This is a genomic window from Solibacillus cecembensis (genome assembly GCF_050272495.1).
GTDB lineage: Bacteria > Bacillota > Bacilli > Bacillales_A > Planococcaceae > Solibacillus > Solibacillus cecembensis.
In genome coordinates this window covers 60,096-80,946 of record NZ_JBNNMF010000010.1, presented here as the reverse complement: position 1 = coordinate 80,946, position 20,851 = coordinate 60,096, and the positions used below count along the sequence as shown (strand labels likewise).

General features: G+C 38.9%; 20 protein-coding genes and 1 other annotated feature. Of the genes, 17 read left to right on the top strand and 3 right to left on the bottom strand.

Annotation, left to right across the window (positions count from 1 at the left end; all coding sequences use genetic code 11):
• Position 1 precedes the first annotated feature (1 nt).
• Positions 2-709 carry an ABC transporter ATP-binding protein gene (locus tag ACQKIH_RS10690; protein WP_057986393.1) on the top strand — a complete coding sequence of 236 codons (708 nt, stop codon included), beginning with the start codon at positions 2-4 and terminating at the stop codon, positions 707-709.
• A gap of 73 nt (positions 710-782) precedes the next feature.
• Here the strand turns inward: ACQKIH_RS10690 and rluF are convergent, their stop codons facing one another.
• Positions 783-1,487 carry a 23S rRNA pseudouridine(2604) synthase RluF gene (rluF, locus tag ACQKIH_RS10685; protein WP_427765799.1) on the bottom strand — a complete coding sequence of 235 codons (705 nt, stop codon included), beginning with the start codon at positions 1,485-1,487 and terminating at the stop codon, positions 783-785.
• A 441-nt stretch (positions 1,488-1,928) separates the two neighbouring features.
• Here rluF and adh point away from each other — a divergent pair, with 441 nt between their 5' ends.
• From adh to ACQKIH_RS10665, 4 genes are all read left to right on the top strand, one after another.
• The gene (adh, locus tag ACQKIH_RS10680; RefSeq protein WP_057986389.1) at positions 1,929-3,473 is read left to right on the top strand and encodes an aldehyde dehydrogenase; all 1,545 of its coding nucleotides are present in this window, start codon (positions 1,929-1,931) and stop codon (positions 3,471-3,473) included.
• Positions 3,474-3,489: 16 nt separating this feature from the next.
• On the top strand, positions 3,490-3,846 hold the full coding sequence (locus tag ACQKIH_RS10675; RefSeq protein WP_427765797.1) for a DUF779 domain-containing protein: 357 nt from the start codon (positions 3,490-3,492) through the stop codon (positions 3,844-3,846).
• Positions 3,847-4,086: 240 nt separating this feature from the next.
• Complete coding sequence (locus ACQKIH_RS10670; RefSeq protein WP_427765794.1) at positions 4,087-5,514, top strand: aldehyde dehydrogenase family protein; 1,428 nt, start codon at positions 4,087-4,089, stop codon at positions 5,512-5,514.
• A 66-nt stretch (positions 5,515-5,580) separates the two neighbouring features.
• Positions 5,581-6,069 carry an acyl-CoA thioesterase gene (locus tag ACQKIH_RS10665; RefSeq protein WP_057986383.1) on the top strand — a complete coding sequence of 163 codons (489 nt, stop codon included), beginning with the start codon at positions 5,581-5,583 and terminating at the stop codon, positions 6,067-6,069.
• Positions 6,070-6,139: 70 nt separating this feature from the next.
• Here ACQKIH_RS10665 and ACQKIH_RS10660 read toward each other — a convergent pair whose 3' ends face one another.
• Positions 6,140-7,453 (bottom strand): protoglobin domain-containing protein, encoded by a 1,314-nt coding sequence (locus tag ACQKIH_RS10660; RefSeq protein WP_427765789.1) that lies wholly within the window; start codon positions 7,451-7,453, stop codon positions 6,140-6,142.
• A gap of 176 nt (positions 7,454-7,629) precedes the next feature.
• Between ACQKIH_RS10660 and ACQKIH_RS10655 the strand changes: the two genes are divergently transcribed.
• The 7 genes from ACQKIH_RS10655 (at position 7,630) to radA (ending at position 14,694) form a co-directional block, all read left to right on the top strand.
• The gene (locus ACQKIH_RS10655; protein WP_057986378.1) at positions 7,630-7,842 is read left to right on the top strand and encodes a hypothetical protein; all 213 of its coding nucleotides are present in this window, start codon (positions 7,630-7,632) and stop codon (positions 7,840-7,842) included.
• 203 nt (positions 7,843-8,045) lie between these two features.
• Positions 8,046-8,351, top strand: a complete 306-nt coding sequence (locus tag ACQKIH_RS10650; protein ID WP_057986376.1) for a magnetosome magnetite crystal formation protein family — start codon at positions 8,046-8,048, stop codon at positions 8,349-8,351.
• A 263-nt stretch (positions 8,352-8,614) separates the two neighbouring features.
• Positions 8,615-9,079, top strand: coding sequence for a CtsR family transcriptional regulator (locus ACQKIH_RS10645; RefSeq protein WP_057986374.1), 465 nt, complete (start codon positions 8,615-8,617; stop codon positions 9,077-9,079).
• A 12-nt stretch (positions 9,080-9,091) separates the two neighbouring features.
• Positions 9,092-9,634, top strand: a complete 543-nt coding sequence (locus ACQKIH_RS10640; protein ID WP_057986372.1) for a UvrB/UvrC motif-containing protein — start codon at positions 9,092-9,094, stop codon at positions 9,632-9,634.
• The gene (gene mcsB / locus ACQKIH_RS10635) at positions 9,631-10,728 is read left to right on the top strand and encodes a protein-arginine kinase McsB (RefSeq protein WP_057986369.1); all 1,098 of its coding nucleotides are present in this window, start codon (positions 9,631-9,633) and stop codon (positions 10,726-10,728) included. Before ACQKIH_RS10640 ends, mcsB begins: the two co-directional genes overlap by 4 nt.
• Complete coding sequence (locus tag ACQKIH_RS10630) at positions 10,725-13,172, top strand: ATP-dependent Clp protease ATP-binding subunit (protein ID WP_057986366.1); 2,448 nt, start codon at positions 10,725-10,727, stop codon at positions 13,170-13,172. Before mcsB ends, ACQKIH_RS10630 begins: the two co-directional genes overlap by 4 nt.
• 148 nt (positions 13,173-13,320) lie before the next feature.
• Positions 13,321-14,694: a DNA repair protein RadA gene (radA, locus tag ACQKIH_RS10625; protein ID WP_057986364.1), complete on the top strand. Its 1,374-nt coding sequence runs from the start codon at positions 13,321-13,323 to the stop codon at positions 14,692-14,694.
• Between the two features lie 46 nt (positions 14,695-14,740).
• Here radA and ACQKIH_RS10620 read toward each other — a convergent pair whose 3' ends face one another.
• Positions 14,741-15,388 carry an acetate uptake transporter gene (locus ACQKIH_RS10620; RefSeq protein WP_427765782.1) on the bottom strand — a complete coding sequence of 216 codons (648 nt, stop codon included), beginning with the start codon at positions 15,386-15,388 and terminating at the stop codon, positions 14,741-14,743.
• 306 nt (positions 15,389-15,694) lie between these two features.
• Between ACQKIH_RS10620 and ACQKIH_RS10615 the strand changes: the two genes are divergently transcribed.
• From ACQKIH_RS10615 to cysE, 5 genes are all read left to right on the top strand, one after another.
• The gene (locus ACQKIH_RS10615; RefSeq protein WP_427765779.1) at positions 15,695-16,771 is read left to right on the top strand and encodes a PIN/TRAM domain-containing protein; all 1,077 of its coding nucleotides are present in this window, start codon (positions 15,695-15,697) and stop codon (positions 16,769-16,771) included.
• A 14-nt stretch (positions 16,772-16,785) separates the two neighbouring features.
• Positions 16,786-17,469 (top strand): 2-C-methyl-D-erythritol 4-phosphate cytidylyltransferase, encoded by a 684-nt coding sequence (ispD, locus tag ACQKIH_RS10610; protein WP_427765777.1) that lies wholly within the window; start codon positions 16,786-16,788, stop codon positions 17,467-17,469.
• Between the two features lie 313 nt (positions 17,470-17,782).
• Positions 17,783-18,259, top strand: a complete 477-nt coding sequence (gene ispF, locus ACQKIH_RS10605; RefSeq protein WP_057986357.1) for a 2-C-methyl-D-erythritol 2,4-cyclodiphosphate synthase — start codon at positions 17,783-17,785, stop codon at positions 18,257-18,259.
• 117 nt (positions 18,260-18,376) lie between these two features.
• The gene (gene gltX / locus ACQKIH_RS10600) at positions 18,377-19,837 is read left to right on the top strand and encodes a glutamate--tRNA ligase (RefSeq protein ID WP_427765774.1); all 1,461 of its coding nucleotides are present in this window, start codon (positions 18,377-18,379) and stop codon (positions 19,835-19,837) included.
• Positions 19,838-19,896: 59 nt separating this feature from the next.
• Positions 19,897-20,122: a binding site (T-box leader), on the top strand.
• A gap of 82 nt (positions 20,123-20,204) precedes the next feature.
• Entirely contained in the window at positions 20,205-20,849 is a 645-nt protein-coding gene (gene cysE / locus ACQKIH_RS10595; protein WP_057986354.1) for a serine O-acetyltransferase, read from the top strand.
• Positions 20,850-20,851 lie beyond the last annotated feature (2 nt).

The window sequence follows — 20,851 nt, the reverse complement described above, 5'->3', positions numbered from 1 at the left end:
CATGCTAAAAGTGAATGACATCGATGTGTATTATGGCAATATTCAAGCGTTAAAAGGAATCTCCCTCGAAGTAAATGAAGGTGAAATTGTCACGTTAATTGGTGCGAATGGTGCGGGGAAAAGTACATTACTCAAAACGATTTCTGGATTATTAAAGCCAAAGCGCGGGTCGATTGAATATTTAGGTTCAGCGATTGATGGTAAGGCAGCACAATCTATTGTGAAAGCAGGAATTTCGCATGTGCCAGAAGGTCGTCGTGTATTTGCGAATATGACAGTAGAGGAAAACTTGGAGCTTGGTGCTTATTTACGAAATGATCGTGACGGCATTAAAAAAGATATGGCGCATGTTTACGAGTTATTCCCTCGTTTACTGGAGCGTCGTAAGCAGCTATCCGGGACATTATCTGGTGGTGAGCAGCAAATGGTAGCGATGGGACGCGCACTGATGGCCAAGCCAAAGTTAATCATTATGGATGAGCCGTCAATGGGTCTGGCACCACTTATGGTGAAAAATATTTTTAATATTATTGAGATGGTGAACAAGGAAGGGACGACCGTGTTACTTGTCGAGCAAAATGCGAATATGGCATTATCGGTTGCACACCGTGCCTACGTATTGGAAACAGGGAAAATTGTTCTTTCAGGAACAGCAAAAGAGCTACAGGAAAGTGATGAAGTGAGAGCAGCTTATTTAGGTGGTTTATAAAATAGGGTTATACTAAAGTAAAAAACCAAAACGTGGATGAATCGCGTTTTGGCTTTTTAATATTCAAAATCACTTATTGTCTTGGTGTATAGTTTAGCAATGTAAATAGTTCTTCTCTTTCTTTATCCGTTAAATCACGCCATTGTCCAACTTTTAAATTACCTATTTGAATATTCATGATGCGTATACGTTGCAGTCGTCTTACAGAATAGCCAAGTGTAGAACACATACGGCGAATTTGACGGTTTAACCCTTGCTCTAAAATAATTTTGAATACATGTGATGAGACTTTTTCTACACGACAGGGCAAAGTTTTTGTATCTAAAATTTCAACACCAGCACTCATTTCATAAAGGAAGTCTTCAGTAATAGGCTGATCCACTTGGACAACATATTCTTTTTCATGATGGTTTTCTGCACGAAGAACCTCGTTGACAACATCCCCATCATTTGTAAGTAATAATAACCCCTCTGAATCTTTGTCCAAGCGACCGATATGAAAAACGCGCAGTGGGTGATTCACAAAATCGACAACATTCCCTTGGATATGCTTTTCCGTTGTACTTGTTATGCCAACAGGTTTGTTCAGCACAATATAAACGAGTTGCTCCTCTTTTTTGACCGGTTTCCCGTCTACGCGAACATCATCGCCGTCTTCAATTTGACTGCCGATTGTTGCAAGTTCGCCATTAATTGTAATACGTCCTTCTTCAATCCACTTATCTGCACCGCGACGTGACACGATGCCGGTTTCTGCTAAAAATTTATTGATTCGCATAATTTTCACCTACTATTAGAATACATTCAGTATACAATACATGCCGCATAAATTCGCCTCGTTTGTGCTTTGTGTGAGTGAATCAATTTTGCCTTGGCTAATTTTTGTCCAAATTTTGAATGAAATTAATTAAGGATGTTAGTAAGAGTTTCGGCGTTCATAACGTGTTTGAACATCGATTAAAGAGGATGAATATTGCATTTCCCTCACTACTTATTGAGTTAGGGATTTCCTGCTCAATGTAGATAAACGATGTAATAAAAGATGAGAAAAAACATTTTTCGAAAAAGCAAAGTTTAAAATTGAAATCTTCCTAGTTTTCTGACAATATAGTAATTGAAGATATCTTTTTTATAGAGTTTGCTTTTTTAAGTGAATGACGGTCTCTATATAATTCAGAAGGTATTGCTCAAAATATTATTGCAAAGGGGAGAATTTTCAATGACAGAGGTTAATGTAATTTCAAACGTTTATGCAAATCCAAATACGGAAGGTGCGCTTGTACATTTTAAGGAAAGTTATGACAACTTTATTAATGGTGAGTGGGTAGCACCAACAAATGGGGAGTATTTTGACAATATTACACCAGTAACAGGTAAAGTATTCACAAAAATTGCACGTTCAACAGAAGCGGATATTGAATTAGCATTAGATGCCGCTCATGCAGCTAAGGACGCTTGGGGCGCAACATCAGCTACGGAGCGAAGCAATATTTTACTTAAAATTGCGGATCGAATCGAACAAAATTTAGAAATGTTAGCTGTTGCAGAAACGTGGGACAATGGTAAAGCAGTGCGTGAAACATTAAATGCGGATTTACCACTTGCGGTTGATCATTTCCGTTATTTTGCTGGTGCATTAAGAGCACAAGATGGTTCACTTAGCCAAATCGATGAAAATACAGTTGCGTATCATTTTCATGAACCAATTGGTGTAGTCGGTCAAATCATTCCTTGGAACTTCCCGTTGTTAATGGCGGTATGGAAACTAGCACCGGCCCTTGCTGCTGGGAACTGTGTTGTTCTTAAGCCAGCTGAGCAAACACCGGCTTCTATTTTAGTATTAGCTGAATTAATTGGAGATTTATTACCTCCAGGTGTATTAAATATTGTGAATGGTTTTGGCTTAGAAGCAGGAAAGCCGTTAGCATCAAGCCCGCGTATCGGTAAAATTGCCTTTACAGGTGAAACGACGACGGGACGCTTAATTATGCAATACGCATCACAAAATTTAATTCCTGTGACGCTAGAGCTTGGTGGGAAGTCACCAAATATATTCTTTGAAGATATTATGGATGCAGACGATGCATTTTTAGATAAGGCAGTAGAAGGCTTTGTATTATTTGCGCTTAATCAGGGAGAAGTATGTACATGCCCATCTCGTGCGCTTATTCAAGAGTCGATTTATGAGAAATTTATGGAGCGCGTTTTAAAGCGTGTTGAAGCGATTCAAACAGGGAACCCGCTAGATCCAAACACAATGATGGGTGCGCAAGCTTCATCTGAGCAAATGGAAAAAATTCTATCTTATTTACAAATTGGTAAAGAAGAAGGCGCTGAGTGTTTAATCGGCGGTGAAAGAAATGAGCTTGATGGTGACTATGCAGAAGGTTACTATATTAAACCAACTGTATTTAAAGGTCATAATAAAATGCGCATTTTCCAAGAGGAAATTTTCGGACCTGTTGTAGCAGTAACGACATTTAAAACGAAGGAAGAAGCGTTAGAAATTGCGAATGATACATTATACGGCTTAGGCTCAGGTGTGTGGACGCGCGATATGAATACAGCGTATCGCTTCGGTCGCGGAATTCAAGCTGGACGTGTATGGACAAACTGTTATCATGCATATCCTGCACATGCAGCGTTTGGCGGTTATAAAATGTCAGGTGTCGGACGTGAAAATCACAAAATGATGCTTAATCACTACCAACAAACGAAAAACTTACTTGTAAGCTATGATGAAAACCGCTTAGGCTTCTTCTAAGAGAGGAGGGTCAAAATTGGTTGAACGTGTTGTGGCAACCGATGCAGCATTGGCGTTAATCGACAAGTTGAAAGTACGTCACGGTCCAGTTATGTTCCATCAATCAGGTGGTTGCTGTGACGGTTCCTCGCCAATGTGTTATCCAGATGGTGATTTAATCGTCGGCAATCAGGATGTTTTATTAGGTTATATTGGTGAGAGTCCATTTTATATGCACAAAAATCAATATGATTATTGGAAACATACGCAAATTATTATTGATGTTGTGGATGGGCGTGGGGGCATGTTTTCCCTTGAAGGAGTCGAAGGGAAACGCTTCTTATCACGCTCCAGAGCATTTAATGAGGCGGAACTCGAACAACTAAAAAGTTAATAGTGAGCACGGAAAAGTAGCAACTTCAACTTTTTCGTGCTTTTTTGATGTTAAGAAAACCATTAACTTCAATCAATTAAGCGTATAATAACTTTTAGGAACATGAGGCAATGCAAAATGAAACATTCCAAATTTGTTAATTCTATTTTCACGTGGAACAATTTTACTGATAAAAGATGAAACATATTTTAGTTACAAACTTAAAGTTAAAGAAATAGAAGCAATAAAGGAGCGATGAAATTGAAAGAAACGAAATTATGGATTAATGGTGCTTGGGAACATACAAAAGAATACTACCATTTAAATGCGCCTTATACAGGAGAAATCATTGCAAAAGTGGCAAAAGCGACGCCAGCAGATGTAGCGCGTGCAATTGAAGGTGCCCATGATGTATTTCAGTCATTTAAAAAAATCCCAGCCTATGAGCGTGCTGAAATTTTATATAAAGTTGTTGCAATTATGCGTGAACGAAAACAAGAGCTGGCTGAAATTTTAGCAATGGAAGCTGCCAAACCAATTGCAACAGGTTTAGCGGAAGTTGAACGAACAATTGCTACTTATCAGTTTGCTGCTGAAGCCGCGAAGCAATTAACTGGGGAGACGATACCAATGGATGCAGCTCCAGGTGCGACGGATCGAATGGGGTATACAAAGCGTATTCCTCTAGGTGTCGTTACAGCAATTACGCCATTTAATTTCCCATTTAACTTGGTCGCACATAAATTAGGTCCTGCTTTTGCAGTGGGCAATACAGTCGTGTTAAAACCTGCTACACAAACGCCATTAAGTGCGCTTGTTATGGCTGAAATTTTTAATGAAGCCGGATTACCAGATGGTGCGTTACAAATCGTTACAGGAAGCGGAAGTGAATTAAGTGATTGTTTAGTGACCCACCCTCTCGTTAAAAAGGTAACGTTTACAGGGAGTGGGGCAGTCGGCTTAAAACTGAAAGAAAAGGTCGGCTTACGCAAAATGACGCTAGAGCTTGGTTCAAATGCTGGCCTAATTGTAGAACCTTCAACACCACTTGAAAAAATAATAAAACGCTGTGTGAGTGGGGCATTTGGTTTTGCTGGTCAAGTTTGTATTTCATTGCAACGCATTTATGTACAGCAATCGATTTATGAGGAATTTACGAAGTTATTTGTGGAAGAGACGAAAAAGCTTGTCGTGGGTGATCCACTTCACGAAAATACGGATGTAAGTGCAATGATCCATCCTGATGAAGTCGCGCGTATTAAAAAGTGGATTGAGCAGGCAAAAAATGAGGGTGCGGTTGTCGAAACAGGTGCGGAGTTTACAGCGCGTACATGTACCCCGACAGTTATGACGAATGTACAGCCCCATATGAAAATTGTATGTGAGGAAACATTTGCACCGATTGTTTCGATTGTCCCTTATGAAACACTGGATGAAGCCATTGGATATATCAATGAATCACAATTAGGACTAAATGCTGCTATTTATACAAATGTTTTAACGGATGCTATGAAAGCCGCAGATTTATTGGAGGCGGGTACGGTTATTATTAATGATATTCCAACGTTCCGTATAGACCACATGCCATATGGAGGCGTAAAAATGAGTGGCTATGGTAGAGAAGGAATTAAATATGCAGTGGAAGAAATGACAGATTTAAAATTCATTACAATGAAACTTAATTTTTAAATGCCCTTAGGATGATTTGACTAGAGAAATCTTAAGCTGGAAAAGTGAATAGGAGGATGTTTTACAATGAATGCTGTATTACCAATGAGTTTTTCACGTACAATTCAAACACGATTAGTATTACCACCCGATACAAATCATCATAATTCTATTTTTGGTGGGAAAGTATTAGCTTATATCGATGAAATCGCGGCCATTACAGCGATGAAGCACGCGCAAGGGGAAGTGGTGACGGCTTCTTTTGACTCGGTTGATTTTGTTTCTGCTGCGTATGCGGGGGATATGATTGAGTTGGAGGCAATAGTAACTGGCACTGGACGTACATCGATGGAAGTGTATGTCCGTGTTGTTACTCGAAATATTAAAAATGGCTCTAAAAAACTAACGACAGAATCATTTGTAACGATGGTTGCCATTGATGAACAAGGTAAGCCAAGGGAAATCCCAGCTGTTGAGCCAAATACTGAGTTTGAAAAACATTTATTTGATACAGGCCCGATTCGTCAAGAGCATCGAAAAGCGAAACGTGCATTATCTAAAAATAGAAGAGGTTAATGGATAGACGTAAAAATCCAGCATGTCGTTATAAAACGAAATGCTGGATTTTGATTTTGAAAAACTTACTTTAATCGTGTAATTCATGCACAATGCGTAATAAAGAATCTGATGAAGTGGATACGAGTGTAGTGGTTTGCGTTAAGCCTGTTATAACAGTAGAAATGGATTGGATATCTTCTGTCGTTTCTTCATATTTTGATCTAATTCCTGACACTGCCTCGGTAATAGATGTAAAGGAATCAGATAAACTCTTTTGTGTTTCGACACTCATTTTTATTTGCTCATCGACGCTCGTAACGGACGTTGACATTTGTTCAATATTTGATTCGGTTTCATGAATTAGGTGCGAAACATTTTGCACGGCATTTTTCGTTTCTTCCGCCAATTTTCGTACTTCATCTGCGACAACCGCAAAACCTTTCCCATGCTCGCCAGCCCTCGCTGCTTCAATCGAGGCATTTAAGGCAAGTAAATTCGTTTGATCAGCAATTCCTGTAACAAGGCCAACAATTTCAGAAATCTTTTGAGATGAACGACGTAAATTAATCATGGAAGATTCTAAAATATCCACGCCATCTAATACAGTTGCCATCAGAGCGGTTTGGGTAGCAAGATGGGCAGTCCCGATTGTGGATTTATCCTCAGTTTCTGCGACTAAACTTAGTCCTTCCTTTGTAACGCCGGTGATGTCTTCTGTTTGTCCTGCAATTTCTTGAAGGGACGCATTTGTTTCATCACTAATACTATTTAATTCCGTTGCGGTACGTTGAATACGGTCAATTAACTTTTGTTTAATGAGCTCCCCTTCATTTCGGATGCGCTGTTCTTCAAGCTCGTACGCTTCAATAACGAGTTGTTGCTCAAAGTTAATTACTTTAGAGAAGGCATTGATAGCGCGTCCCATATCATGTGAAGGCATATTGATTGTTTGGATAAAATCAATAAATGTTGTCATCAATGATTGGAATGAGGCGATATACCATTTGGATTGTAAGCCGATTCGTACATGGACATGCGCAATAATCTTTCGTTCCTCGATGTAAGCAGAATCAATACGACAATTAAAAATATCCTTTAAATGTTTATGTAATGTCACTTTTAAACGCTCGATTTGCGTAGTATTTTTAATAATTTGTACTAAATCTACGCTTAAACTAATGGCTTCATAAAATTGTTCAACCATGACTGGAATGAGGTCATTTGTATAGGGCTGAAGCTGTTTAAGAACTGCTAAATCTTCACGTGTCAATTTTAATAATTGAAGCTGCTTATTTAATTCAGGGTATTTGGAAATGTCTAAAATAACTTCCTTAGAATATTTTGCTGAATCAAAAAATGTTTGATTTGAAGCTTTAGATGACTTAGAGAACCAATTAACCATTGTTTTCCTCGTTTCATAATTTTCTGTCTTATATACATAATACGCTTTTTATGTAAGATAATCAGTATTATTTTACTATTTGTCGTGAAAAAAGTGACATTTGTATTTTAAATTTAAACAATGTAAAATATAGGATGAAAACATAACTTATATTTCCAAGCAAAGGACGTTGTATGATGCAGTTTCATAAAAGTCGTTTAAAATTTGTATTACCTTTATCTCTTGGTGTTGCGATTGCCGCGAATATTATGTTAGTGAATAATTATCAAGAAGTTCCAGACCAAAATCGAATATACATCGTTATTGGTGCAGCTCTTTTAACGGCAGTGATTTCATATTTCTTGTTTCCTCAAGACGGGGATCATCCCGAAGATCGAGATTCAAAATAATGGCGTCATACATAAAAAAACTCGACTTAAATGTGTCGAGTTTTTTTATGTTCAAAAGGAGATAATAATTAAAGGTATCATTAATATTTATGAATCTTTTTAAAACTTCGCACGTAAATAAGATAATACTCCTACGTAGGAGAAATAACGAACCCTATTAATGCGGTTCCAAATAATTTAAAACAAAGTGAGGTTGATTACAAATGGAATCTAAATGGTCAAAAGTAATTATTCATGCAAGCGCATTTTTTGCTCCTTTTTTAGTCCCGATTCTATTTTTCTTAATAAGTACGGAAGAAGATGTGAAACGAATTTCGATGCAAGCATTATTATTCCAAGTTATATTCGGTATTTTAATTGCGATTGCGGGAGTATTGTCATTTATACTAATCGGTCTACCATTCTTATTAGTATTCTTAGCGATTTTCTGGATTGCCCCTGTTATCGGTATCATCAAAGCGTTATCCGATTCGGACTGGAATTATCCAATTGTAGGTCGTTGGATTTAACAAATAACGTTTCTATAAACCACTATTTCAACTGTTGTTGGAATGGTGGTTTTGTACTATAGAACGGACAAATATCGCTCAAACGAAATAATAAATGTATAATTTTTCAAGAAAAACCCCATAAGTAAAGAGAGAAATTAACTTGTTTCAGCAAATTCCTTTTGTACCGTAAGCAAGGGCTATGATTTGCATTTCGTTTTTTGTCTATTGTATATTTAAGTCAAAGATAGTCAAAGTCAGTGGGTTGTGAGGTGAGAGACAGCATGAGGAATATATCTGACATTATTGAAGGGTATTTAAAAGAAGTTATTGAATTAAAAGGACAAGGACATATTGAAATTAAACGGAGTGAACTTGCCGATAAGTTCCAATGTGTACCTTCGCAAATTAACTACGTCATTAATACACGATTTACTGCTGAACATGGTTACTTAGTAGAAAGTAAGCGTGGAGGTGGAGGCTATATTCGAATTTTGCGCGTTACCATTCACTCCAAGAAAGATTTATTAGATGAAATGGACACACAAATTGGTGATGATATTGCGCAAATAAATGCCAATCGCATAATATACCGAATGCTTGAAGAAGCGATTATTTCCGAGCGTGAGGCAATGATTATGAGAGCGGCGATGGAACGCGAGACTTTGCAATTACCGTTGCCATTACGCGATCAACTAAGGGCGAATATTATGCGTGCCATGTTAAAAGTAATTTCGTTTGAGAAGTGAGGGGGATGTTAGATGATATGTGGACATTGTAAGCAAAGACCTGCCAATGTGACCGTTACACAAGTTCAAAATGACCAAAAAGTTGAACGGTATTATTGCGAAATATGTGCCGCACAATTTCACCCATTTCAATTTGAGGTAAGTGAGGAGCCCGTTTCAATTCAACAATTTATTTCCAATTGGATGAATTTCTTACCAGCTTCGACTACGAAAGAAATTAAACAGGCGACAGAGAAGAAAACAACAAATTGCCCAACATGTGGTTTGACGTATCGCCAATTTTTAAAACAAGGTAAGTTTGGATGTGAAAATTGTTACGAAACGTTTAATGCGCAATTACCACAATTGCTTGAACGCATTCAAGCGGGCACTAAACATGTTGGTTTTAAAGAACAAACGATATCAATAGAAAAGATAAAGCACCAAATTGAAACACTACGAGAACAATTGCAGCAGGCCATTGTGGCGGAATACTTTGAAGATGCCGCCAAGATTCGTGATGAAATACGCTTGCTTGAGAGCAAAGTATATTCGGGAGGTGAGGGGCAATTATGAATATCGAGCACTTTTTAACGAATGCCAATCCGGGCTGGATGAAAAATGAAGATGGTTCGGATATCGTCATCAGTACGCGCATTCGACTTGCTCGTAATATTGCTGGGACACGATTTCCGAATAGCTTTACTGAAGAGGAAGCACAGGGAATAGAAGATCAGGTGATGAACGCGTTATTTTCTATTGAACAAAACCCGTATCACTTTTCTTACTTTCCTATAAAGGATATGCCGCAATTGCAACGTCAGATTTTAGTTGAAAAACATTTAATTAGCCCTAATTTAGCGAAACGTAAAAAAATTGGCTCCGTTTTTATCACAGAAGATGAAGCATTCAGTATTATGGTGAATGAAGAGGACCATATCCGAATACAATGTTTAGCCTGCGGAATGCACATTGAGGATGCATTTGAGAAAGCGCGCAAAATAGACCGTTATTTAAGTCGACATATTACGTATGCTTATCAGGAGAGATATGGTTATTTAACGAGCTGCCCAACAAATGTCGGTACAGGTTTACGCGCCTCGGTTATGCTACATTTACCAGCCCTAACCGTTACAAAACAAATGAATGCATTAATTCAAATGATGACAAGATTAGGAATGGTTGTAAGGGGTATATATGGAGAAGGTAGTGAAAATTTGGGGAGTGTTTACCAAATTTCAAACCAAATAACGCTAGGGAAATCTGAATTGGATATTTTGCAGGAGTTACGTGATGTTGTTGAACAAGTGATACGAAAAGAGAAAAGTGCTCGAAAAGCATTACTTATTCGTGCACCATCGACATTAGAGGACCGTTTGAGTCGGTCACTCGGCACTTTAAAATATGCCAAAATTTTAACGAGCGAGGAAGCGGCGAGTTGCTTATCCAATGTACGGCTAGGAGTGAGTTTAGGGCTATTAGAACCGATTTCTCAAAGTCGATTGAATGAGTGTATGTTATTAATTCAGCCGGGATTTATCCAGCAATATGTCGGTACTACGTTGCAACCAGCTGAACGCGATATGTATCGTGCGAAGCTGTTACAAGATAAACTAAGTGAACAAGATGAAAGTGTTAATAATGGGGAAAAAGGGGAGGATTCTATATGATGTTTAATCGATTTACACAACGCGCACAAAAGGTGTTACAACTTGCTCAAGAAGAGGCAATTCGTTGGAAGCATAAAGAAATTGGAACAGAGCATATTTTACTTGGCCTTATTCGTGAAGGTGGTGGGATTGCCGCTAAAGCGTTAGAGGCGATTAATATTAGCCCACAAATGATTGAATCGGGTATTGAAGAGCTTGTAGGAAAAGGAACAGAAGAAGTTGGCCCGATTGTTCATTACACACCGCGAGCTAAAAAAGTAATTGAATTATCTTTAGATGAATCACGTAAACTCGGTCATGCTTATGTAGGGACAGAACATATTTTATTAGCGTTAATTCGTGAAGGAGAAGGCGTTGCCGCACGTGTATTAGCCAATACAGGCGTTAGTATTAATAAGGCACGTCAGCAAGTACTATTACTTTTAGGGAATAATGATTCAACTAATGGAAGTAGCACGCCGATGAATCAAACGGTTAATACACCAACATTGGATAGCCTAGCACGTGATTTAACAGTGGTAGCACGTGAAGGTTCCCTTGACCCTGTTATCGGCCGTTCAAAGGAAATTACTCGTGTGATTGAAGTTTTATCTCGCCGTACGAAAAATAATCCCGTATTAATCGGTGAGCCAGGTGTTGGTAAAACAGCGATTGCAGAAGGGTTAGCGCAGCAAATCGTAAACAACGAAGTACCTGAAATTTTACGTGACAAACGCGTTATGACTTTAGATATGGGAACTGTTGTAGCGGGTACAAAATATCGTGGTGAATTCGAGGATCGTTTGAAGAAGGTAATGGATGAAATACGTCAAGCAGGTAATATTATTTTATTCATCGATGAGCTGCATACATTAATTGGTGCAGGTGGTGCAGAAGGTGCGATTGACGCATCGAATATTTTAAAGCCATCATTAGCGCGCGGTGAATTGCAATGTATTGGTGCAACGACATTGGATGAGTACCGTAAGTATATTGAAAAGGATGCAGCACTTGAACGCCGCTTCCAACCAATTAAAGTAGATGAACCGACTGTTGATGAAACAATCCAAATTATTAAAGGGCTACGTGATCGTTATGAAGCGCATCATCGTGTAAAAATTACGGATGAAGCAGTGGAAGCGGCAGCGAAATTATCAGACCGTTATATTTCAGATCGTTTCCTACCAGACAAAGCAATCGATTTAATTGATGAGGCTGGTTCAAAAGTACGTTTACGTTCTTACACAGTGCCGCCAAATTTAAAAGAGCTAGAAGATAGTTTAGAGAGCATCAAGTCTGAGAAGAATGCTGCTGTATCGAGCCAAGAATTTGAAAAGGCTGCAGCGCTTCGTGACTCAGAACAAAAGGAAAAAACGAAATTAGAGCAAATGAAAAAAGAGTGGAAAGAGAAACAAGGGAAAGAAGAGTCTACAGTAAATGTGGATGACATTGCGCAAGTTGTGGCGATGTGGACGGGAATTCCGGTTTCAAAAATCGCTCAAGAAGAATCCGCAAAACTATTGAATCTTGAAGAAGAATTACACAAACGTGTAGTTGGCCAAAGTGAGGCAGTAGAGGCAATCTCTCGTGCAATCCGTCGTGCTCGAGCGGGGTTAAAGGATCCGAAACGTCCGATTGGTTCATTTGTATTCCTTGGTCCAACAGGTGTTGGTAAAACAGAGCTAGCACGCGCTTTAGCAGAGGTCATGTTCGGTGATGAAGATTCGATGATTCGCGTCGATATGTCTGAGTATATGGAAAAACACTCAACTTCTCGCTTAGTTGGTTCACCTCCAGGCTATGTAGGGTTTGATGATGGTGGTCAATTAACAGAAAAAGTTCGTCGTAAACCATATTCTGTTGTGCTTTTAGATGAAATTGAAAAGGCGCATCCAGATGTGTTTAATATTTTATTGCAAGTACTGGAAGATGGCCGATTAACAGATTCGAAAGGTCGTACAGTAGATTTCCGCAATACAGTGGTTATTATGACATCGAACGTTGGAGCAGATGCCCTTAAATTCCAAAAATACGTTGGCTTTAATGTTGGCGATACAACAACGAAAAATAAAGATATGAAAGGGACGATGCTTGCAGAATTGAAAAAAGCATTCCGTCCAGAATTCTTAAACCGTATTGATGAAATGATTGTGTTCCATTCATTAGAAAAAGAGCACTTAAAAGAAATCGTTACGCTGATGGCACAGTCTTTAATAAATCGTTTGAAAGAGCAGGATATCGTATTGGAGCTAACGGAAGCGGCCCTTCAAAAAATTGTCGAGGAAGGCTATGATCCACAATATGGAGCGCGCCCATTACGTCGTGCAATCCAAAAACACGTAGAGGACCGCTTATCAGAGGAGCTATTAAAAGGCGAAATTGATAAGACGCAAAAAATCGTGTTGGATTACGTAAATGAGGAATTTATGGTACACAGTCAGCAAAGTAGTGTGGCTACAAACTAATTTCACAAAAATATAACACTATAAATGAATTGCGGGGTAGGATTTTTCTACCTCGTTTTTTTGTTCAAAAAGAAACTTTAGCGAAAAGAATAGGCGCTGTGAATGGTTTCATGTACAATATAAGAACAAACATTCGGAGGTTTAATATATGGCAAAGAAAAAATCAAAATTTATGTGTAATAGCTGCGGTTACGAGGCGGCAAAATGGATGGGGCGTTGTCCTGGTTGTGGTGAATGGAATACGATGAATGAAGAAGTCGAGGTCATTTCAAAGGGACCACGAGGAGCTTTTCAGCATTCTTCAACGACGACAAAAGCAATTCCTATCATTAATGTAGACACACCAGAAGAAACGCGTATTGTAACACAAATGAATGAATTTAACCGCGTTCTTGGGGGCGGTATTGTACCGGGTTCATTAGTGTTAATTGGGGGAGACCCAGGGATTGGGAAGTCTACTTTACTGCTCCAGGTTTCGGCATTGCTCTCCAATCAAGGAAAGCGCGTATTATATATTTCTGGTGAGGAGTCTGTTCGTCAAACAAAGCTACGTGCAGAGCGTCTAGGTGTTAAGTCGCCGGAGCTATACATTTATTCGGAGACCAATTTAGAATTTTTAAATCAAACGATAGAAGAGGTTCAGCCGAAGTTTGTGATTGTCGACTCCATTCAAACAGTGCATCATCCTGAAGTGACAAGTGCACCCGGAAGTGTTTCGCAAGTAAGAGAATGTACGGCGGAATTGATGCGAATTGCGAAAACAAAAAATATCGCCATTTTCTTAGTCGGGCATGTGACGAAGGAAGGGCAAATTGCAGGGCCGCGTATTTTAGAACATATGGTTGATACCGTACTTTATTTCGAAGGAGAACGTCATCATAATCATCGTATTTTGCGCAGTCAAAAAAACCGTTTCGGATCAACAAATGAAATTGCGATTTTTGAAATGTTACAGGGCGGACTGAAGGAAGTATTAAATCCTTCTGAGCTTTTTTTACAGGAACGTTCACAAGGCGCACCTGGTTCGACGGTTGTTGCTTCGATGGAAGGAACACGTCCGATTCTTGTTGAAATTCAATCGCTGGTCACACCCACGAGCTTTAATTACCCAAAGCGTATGGCAACGGGTGTAGACCAAAACCGTGTGCAATTGCTGATGGCTGTGTTAGAAAAACGTATGGGCATGATGCTACAAGCCCAAGATGCGTATATTAAAGTAGCTGGTGGTGTAAAATTAGACGAACCCGCAATTGATTTAGCGGTTTTAACAAGTATTGTTTCAAGTTTTAAAGACCAGGCAGTTCGCCCGACAGATTGTTTTATTGGTGAAGTTGGCTTAACAGGTGAAGTGCGTCGTGTTTCCCGTATCGAACAACGTGTACAAGAAGCAGCGAAGTTAGGTTTTCAGCGAGTAATTATTCCAGCTTCGAATATTGGTGGTTGGGATTTCCCAGAAGGAATTCAAGTCGTGGGTGTCGAAACGATAAGTGACTCTTTAAAATCATCGTTTCGAGATTTATAAAGAAATAAAAAGGGGAAGTTCACCAAAATGGCGACTTCCCTTTATATTAAGCTTTTGCAGATGAAGTTTTTTTCGCGAATGCTTCTCTTGTGAAAATACCAAATGGCTTGCCAATCGGTAAAAACTTAAAGCCTAAATGCTTATTTAAAACATTTGCACCAGCACCATAAAATGATAGAAGGGCAATAATTAGTTCTGAATAAGCAGCTAGTAAGTGCATGCCGTTCTCCATAATGCCAAATGAACTTAAAGCTAAACCAACGAATAGGAAATCAATCATAACGAAAATGGCAAATAAAACTTTATTCGTTTCTGCTGCTCCAATCGTCATGAACAGGGTAAAGATTAAGTAACCTAAATAAACAACACCTAGCTGACGCGTATCAGCAGATACTTGTAATGCTTCACCGAACACGCCAGCTTGTACTAACCAGCTTGTACCAACACCCATCCAAAATAAGCCGTAAGCACCGAATGCTGTTGTACCAAATGTATTATTATGTTTTGCATCTAATGCAGATGCATAAAACTGAGCAATGCCGCCTAAGAAAATTGCCCAAGGAAGAACTAAACCTAACCCGTCTGTCCATCCAAGTTTTTGAGTGGACGCAACAAACGTCACGATTGCTAATCCAAATAAACCTATGGCTGACGGATCAGCAGTCGAAATTTTTATTTCTTTTGTTGTATTCAAAACGCATTCTCCTAACTTATGATGTATTCGAAACTGTTATATTACGGATAATATACTAAAATAATGTAATCAACTACAAGATGGTATATTTTTGAAGGAAGAGTGTCATTAAAGAATGAATATAATACAAATTTAACAAAGGAAATATCGTTAAAAGGCTCATTTTTGAGGAATAATAAAGATAAGGTAGCGCATTTTGTTGTAAATCAATGAAATATATCGAATACTGTTGTAGTACAAATTTGGGACTTGTTCGTCGCATCAAATGAATGATACATGTATAATTATTTTTAGGAGGTGAATAGCATGTTAAAGCGAATTATTCAAGTAGCTTTTTTATTTATCGGGGGAGTATTAGGTCTTAATTTCTTACCGCCATTATACGAGTTTATGAATTTATCATCTAGTCCATGGCTTACTAATCCATATATCTCGGTTGCGATAGGTGCTGCTTTGTTATTTGTGTTGTCCTTTGTGTTATCCGATTATTTTGTGAGGCTCATTACATGGTCTGAGGAAACATTGTTTAAATTACCTGTTGCTGATTTATTATTCGGTACGTTTGGTTTGATTGTTGGATTAAGTGTTGCAACATTGATTGGAGTCGGGATAAATCGATTGGACCTTTTCGAGGTGACAGCAGTTGTTCCGGTGATTTTATCGATTATTTTAGGGTATTTAGGATTCCGATTTGGCTTTAGTAAGCGAGAAGAGCTTCAGAACATGTTTACGGGAAGTGCTTCTTCCAAAAAAAGATCAGCAGAATCACCTCCAACGGAAGCAAGGGAGCGTTATAAATTACTTGATACGAGTGTCATTATAGACGGTCGAATTGCAGATATTTCTACAACGGGATTTGTTGAAGGGATACTTGTTGTTCCACAGTTTGTACTAACAGAATTACAGCATATTGCGGATTCTTCAGACACATTAAAGCGTACACGTGGTCGTCGAGGGCTAGATATTTTAAAGCGTCTCCAAGATGAACGTGCTTCAAAAGTTTTGATTACTGAAATTGATTTTGACGATGTAGCAGAAGTTGATTTAAAATTAGTGCGTTTGGCGAAAAAAATGGACGCGCAAATTTTAACAAATGATTTCAATTTAAATAAAGTTTGTGAATTGCACAGTGTTCAAGTATTGAATATTAATGACTTAGCGAATGCGGTTAAACCTGTTGTTATCCCGGGTGAAAATATGCAAGTTGTCGTCATTAAAGATGGGAAAGAGCATAATCAAGGCGTTGCATATTTGGATGACGGTACAATGATAGTAGTAGAAGGTGGTCGTAGCTATATCGGGCAGGCGATTACAGTAACAGTAACGAGTGTACTCCAAACGTCGGCTGGGCGCATGATCTTTGCGAAGCCGAAAGAAGATTAGGGAAGTGAAGATTTTTGCGTTATGAAGTCGTTTTACCAGCAGCTGGTAGTGGGAAGCGCATGGGAGCTGGGCAAAATAAATTATTTTTACCATTAGCAGGGAAGCCTATTTTGGTGCATACATTATTGGTTTTTGAGCAAGATGAAAATTGCACAGGAATTTGGCTTGCCGTAAAAGATGAAGAACGTGCATCTATTCAAACATTGCTTGAACAATATCAAATTACCAAAGTAAAGGGATTACCAACAGGTGGTTTGGAACGTCAGCATTCGGTTCACTCTTGTATTAAAGAGATGACAGCAGTGGAAGTTGTACTTGTCCACGATGCGGCCCGCCCATTCATTACGACACCAACGATTACAAAGCTGGCACAAGTTGCGTTTGAAAAGGGCGCGGCTATTGCGGGGGTTCGTGCGAAAGATACGATGAAAATTGTAAAGGAAGGGCTTATTAAAGAGACGGTAGACCGGGAATCGTTATGGATGATTCAAACGCCTCAAGCATTTCGTTTTGATTTAATTGTTGAAGCGCAAGATGTCGCAGAAAAAGTAGGCTTTTTAGGGACGGATGAGGCAATGCTCGTTGAACGTTTAGGACATGAAATTCATATTGTGGAAAGCGATTATGAAAATGTTAAAATGACAACGAAAGAAGATTTAATTTTTGGCGAAGCGATATTAAATCATCGTAAAGTGTAAGTAACTATAAGCATCTTGGAAGGGATTTAAACTTCCGAGGTGTTTTTTCATTTCGGTTTTATCGGAAAGTCTAAGATTTTAGCCTACCGTAGTTAAGAGGAATAAACCAATTAGAACGGTGATAAGTAGGGAACGAATAAATGATTCAACCGTATCATACAACTTGGGTCGTGCACCAAAAATGCGCTAGCGTTTTTGTTAAATTGCACAAAAATTAGTGCTTTTATCGGAAGTTGATTATACTAAGGTTAAAGAGAAAATTAGAAAGAAGGTGAAGGCTAGTTTATCTACATTCGATAGGCTAGTGTGATATATGTTTCGAATTGGACAAGGATTTGATGTACACGCATTTGCGGAAGGTCGCCCATTAATTATTGGGGGTATCACAATCCCGCATGAACGTGGACTTTTAGGGCATTCAGATGCAGATGTACTTTTACATACGGTGACAGATGCAGCGCTTGGGGCAATTGGAGAAGGGGATATTGGACGTCACTTCCCAGATACAGATCCAGAGTGGAAAGATGCGGATTCAGCCAAATTACTAGCGTATATTTGGAAAATGGTAGAGGAGCGCGGCTACAAATTAGGGAATGTTGACTGTACGATTATGGCACAACGTCCAAAAATGGCACCGTATATTGTACCGATGCAAAATCGCATTGCCGAATTATTAAATGCAGAGCCGTCTCAAGTGAATGTAAAGGCGACAACAACGGAGAAATTGGGCTTTGTTGGTCGTGAAGAAGGCATTGCTGCAATGGTAACAATTTTATTAATCAAAGCATAAAATGCGAGGTGCTCCAAATTTCGGCTAGAGCAACTTTAATTTAGCATTTGCAAATGGTAAAATGAACAATGAGAAAGATTAAAAATAAGAATAGAAGCAAATTTAGGAGGCACAATCATGACTAAAACAGTTCGCGTTCGTTATGCACCATCGCCAACAGGGTTTTTACACATCGGCGGGGCACGTACAGCGTTATTTAACTATTTATATGCAAAACATCATAACGGTACTTTCGTGGTGCGTATTGAAGATACAGACATTGAGCGTAATGTAGAAGGTGGAGAAGCGTCACAGCTTGATAACTTACGCTGGTTAGGTATTACACCGGATGAGTCAATTGATATTGGCGGACCTTATGCACCATACCGTCAAATGGAGCGTTTAGATATTTACAAAGAGCATGCAGAGAAAATGCTTACTGCAGGTCAAGCTTACAAATGTTTCTGTTCTTCAGAAGAATTAGAGGCTGCTCGCGAAACTCAAAAAGCAAATGGTGTAGCGGCACCTATGTATGAGGGGAAATGCCGTCATTTATCAGCTGAAGAAGTAGCACAAAAAGAAGCAGCGGGCATTCCACATACAATTCGTATGCGCATCCCAGCTAATGTCACGTATAAATTCACAGATTTAGTTCGCGGAGAAGTATCATTCGAATCGAAGGATATTGGTGACTGGGTATTAGTAAAAGCAAATGGTATCCCAACGTATAACTATGCGGTTGTATTAGATGATCACTTCATGGATATTACACATGTATTCCGTGGAGAAGAGCATTTATCAAACACACCAAAACAAATGATGATTTTTGATGCATTTGGCTGGGAATATCCACGATACGGCCATATGACGCTGATCGTAAACGAAGACCGTAAAAAGTTATCAAAACGTGATGAGTCAATTATTCAATTCGTTACACAGTATAAGGACATGGGTTATTTACCGGAAGCTATGTTCAATTTCTTCGGCTTACTAGGATGGTCTCCAGAAGGGGAAGAAGAAATCTTTACGCATGATGAATTTGTTCAATTATTCGATGAAAAACGTTTATCAAAATCACCATCAATGTTTGATAAAACAAAACTTACTTGGATGAATAATCAGTACATTAAAAAGTTATCTCATGAAGAAGTAGTGGCACTTGCGCTACCGCATTTACAAAAAGCAAATGTTCTACCAGAAACGTTAACAGAAGAGCAACATGCTTGGGCTTCTGCAGTAATCGGTCTTTACCATGAGCAAATGAGCTTTGGTTCGGAAATCGTAGAACTTTCTAGCCTATTCTTCACTGAAGAAATTGAATATGATGAAGCAGCAAAAGAAGTATTAGCAGGTGAAATGGTGCCAGCAGTAATGGCTTCATTTAAATTGCAATTAGAAGCATTAGAAGCATTTGATGCGCCTTCTATTAAAGCGGCAATTAAAGCGGTTCAAAAAGACACGGGGGCAAAAGGTAAAAACTTATTCATGCCAGTTCGTGTTGTAACAACGGGTCAAACACATGGTCCTGAGCTAGCAGATGCAATTAGCTTAATTGGTAAGGAAAAGGCGATTGCTCGCGTAGAAAAATTTGCACAGTAGTAATCAAAAACATTGATTTTTCATAGAATAAATGTAAAATGAATGTACATTACACATAACATAACGCGTTGAGAAGGAGAAGTACGTGGCGCACGCCTATTAGAGAGGATCATCATCGGCTGAAAGTGATCTAGGTTAGGGCAAAACTGAAATGCACCTTCGAGTATTTAGTTGAACGTTGTAGTAGGCTAAATCGCTTTGTCCACGTTATCGGGCAATTTTAAGCGGAAGAGTCTATGTACTTCTTCAACCAGAGTGGAACCGCGCGATACAAGCGTCTCTGTCACCTAATTTAGGGTGATAGAGGCGTTTTTTTAGTGGCTAAAAAAAGAAATAAATGGGGTTTTAAAAAGGGGGAGGGAACTGTATGTTTAAAAGAATGAAAGAAGATATTGATAATATTTTTGAGAATGATCCAGCGGCACGGAGCGTATTTGAGGTTGTTTTAACGTACTCTGGTTTGCATGCGATTTGGTCGCATCGTATTGCACATTGGTTTTTCAAAAGAAAATTATTCTTCTTTGCTCGTGTCATTTCACAAGTAAGTCGATTTTTTACAGGAATTGAAATTCATCCAGGGGCAAAAATAGGTCGCCGTTTCTTTATTGATCATGGAATGGGTGTCGTTGTTGGCGAGACATGTGAAATAGGGAATGACGTAACGATTTATCAAGGCGTAACACTAGGCGGTACAGGGAAAGAAAAAGGAAAGCGCCATCCGACATTAGAAGATGGTGTGCTCGTTGCAACCGGTGCAAAAGTGCTTGGTTCGATTACAGTCGGTGAAAATAGTAAAATTGGCGCGGGCTCGGTTGTGTTAAAAGAGGTTCCACCAAATGCAACAGTCGTAGGGATTCCTGGGAAAGTGGTAATGATTGATGGTATTCGTACGGGGGCGAAGAAATTAGACCATCAAAATATTCCCGACCCAGTTGGAGATCGTTGCGATTCATTAGAGAAAACAATCCAAAAATTACAACAAGAAATTTCTAATTTGAAAAAGGAGCAATGATA

Bases quoted from the DNA above. Each gene is read 5' to 3' on its own strand.
- ACQKIH_RS10690 (WP_057986393.1), top strand. From the start codon at position 2: ATGCTAAAAGTGAATGACATCGATGTGTATTATGGCAATATTCAAGCG.
- rluF (WP_427765799.1), bottom strand. From the start codon at position 1,487: ATGCGAATCAATAAATTTTTAGCAGAAACCGGCATCGTGTCACGTCGC.
- adh (WP_057986389.1), top strand. From the start codon at position 1,929: ATGACAGAGGTTAATGTAATTTCAAACGTTTATGCAAATCCAAATACG.
- ACQKIH_RS10665 (WP_057986383.1), top strand. From the start codon at position 5,581: ATGAATGCTGTATTACCAATGAGTTTTTCACGTACAATTCAAACACGA.
- ACQKIH_RS10660 (WP_427765789.1), bottom strand. From the start codon at position 7,453: ATGGTTAATTGGTTCTCTAAGTCATCTAAAGCTTCAAATCAAACATTT.
- ACQKIH_RS10655 (WP_057986378.1), top strand. From the start codon at position 7,630: ATGCAGTTTCATAAAAGTCGTTTAAAATTTGTATTACCTTTATCTCTT.
- ACQKIH_RS10650 (WP_057986376.1), top strand. From the start codon at position 8,046: ATGGAATCTAAATGGTCAAAAGTAATTATTCATGCAAGCGCATTTTTT.
- ACQKIH_RS10645 (WP_057986374.1), top strand. From the start codon at position 8,615: ATGAGGAATATATCTGACATTATTGAAGGGTATTTAAAAGAAGTTATT.
- ACQKIH_RS10640 (WP_057986372.1), top strand. From the start codon at position 9,092: ATGATATGTGGACATTGTAAGCAAAGACCTGCCAATGTGACCGTTACA.
- mcsB (WP_057986369.1), top strand. From the start codon at position 9,631: ATGAATATCGAGCACTTTTTAACGAATGCCAATCCGGGCTGGATGAAA.
- ACQKIH_RS10630 (WP_057986366.1), top strand. From the start codon at position 10,725: ATGATGTTTAATCGATTTACACAACGCGCACAAAAGGTGTTACAACTT.
- radA (WP_057986364.1), top strand. From the start codon at position 13,321: ATGGCAAAGAAAAAATCAAAATTTATGTGTAATAGCTGCGGTTACGAG.
- ACQKIH_RS10615 (WP_427765779.1), top strand. From the start codon at position 15,695: ATGTTAAAGCGAATTATTCAAGTAGCTTTTTTATTTATCGGGGGAGTA.
- ispF (WP_057986357.1), top strand. From the start codon at position 17,783: ATGTTTCGAATTGGACAAGGATTTGATGTACACGCATTTGCGGAAGGT.
- gltX (WP_427765774.1), top strand. From the start codon at position 18,377: ATGACTAAAACAGTTCGCGTTCGTTATGCACCATCGCCAACAGGGTTT.
- cysE (WP_057986354.1), top strand. From the start codon at position 20,205: ATGTTTAAAAGAATGAAAGAAGATATTGATAATATTTTTGAGAATGAT.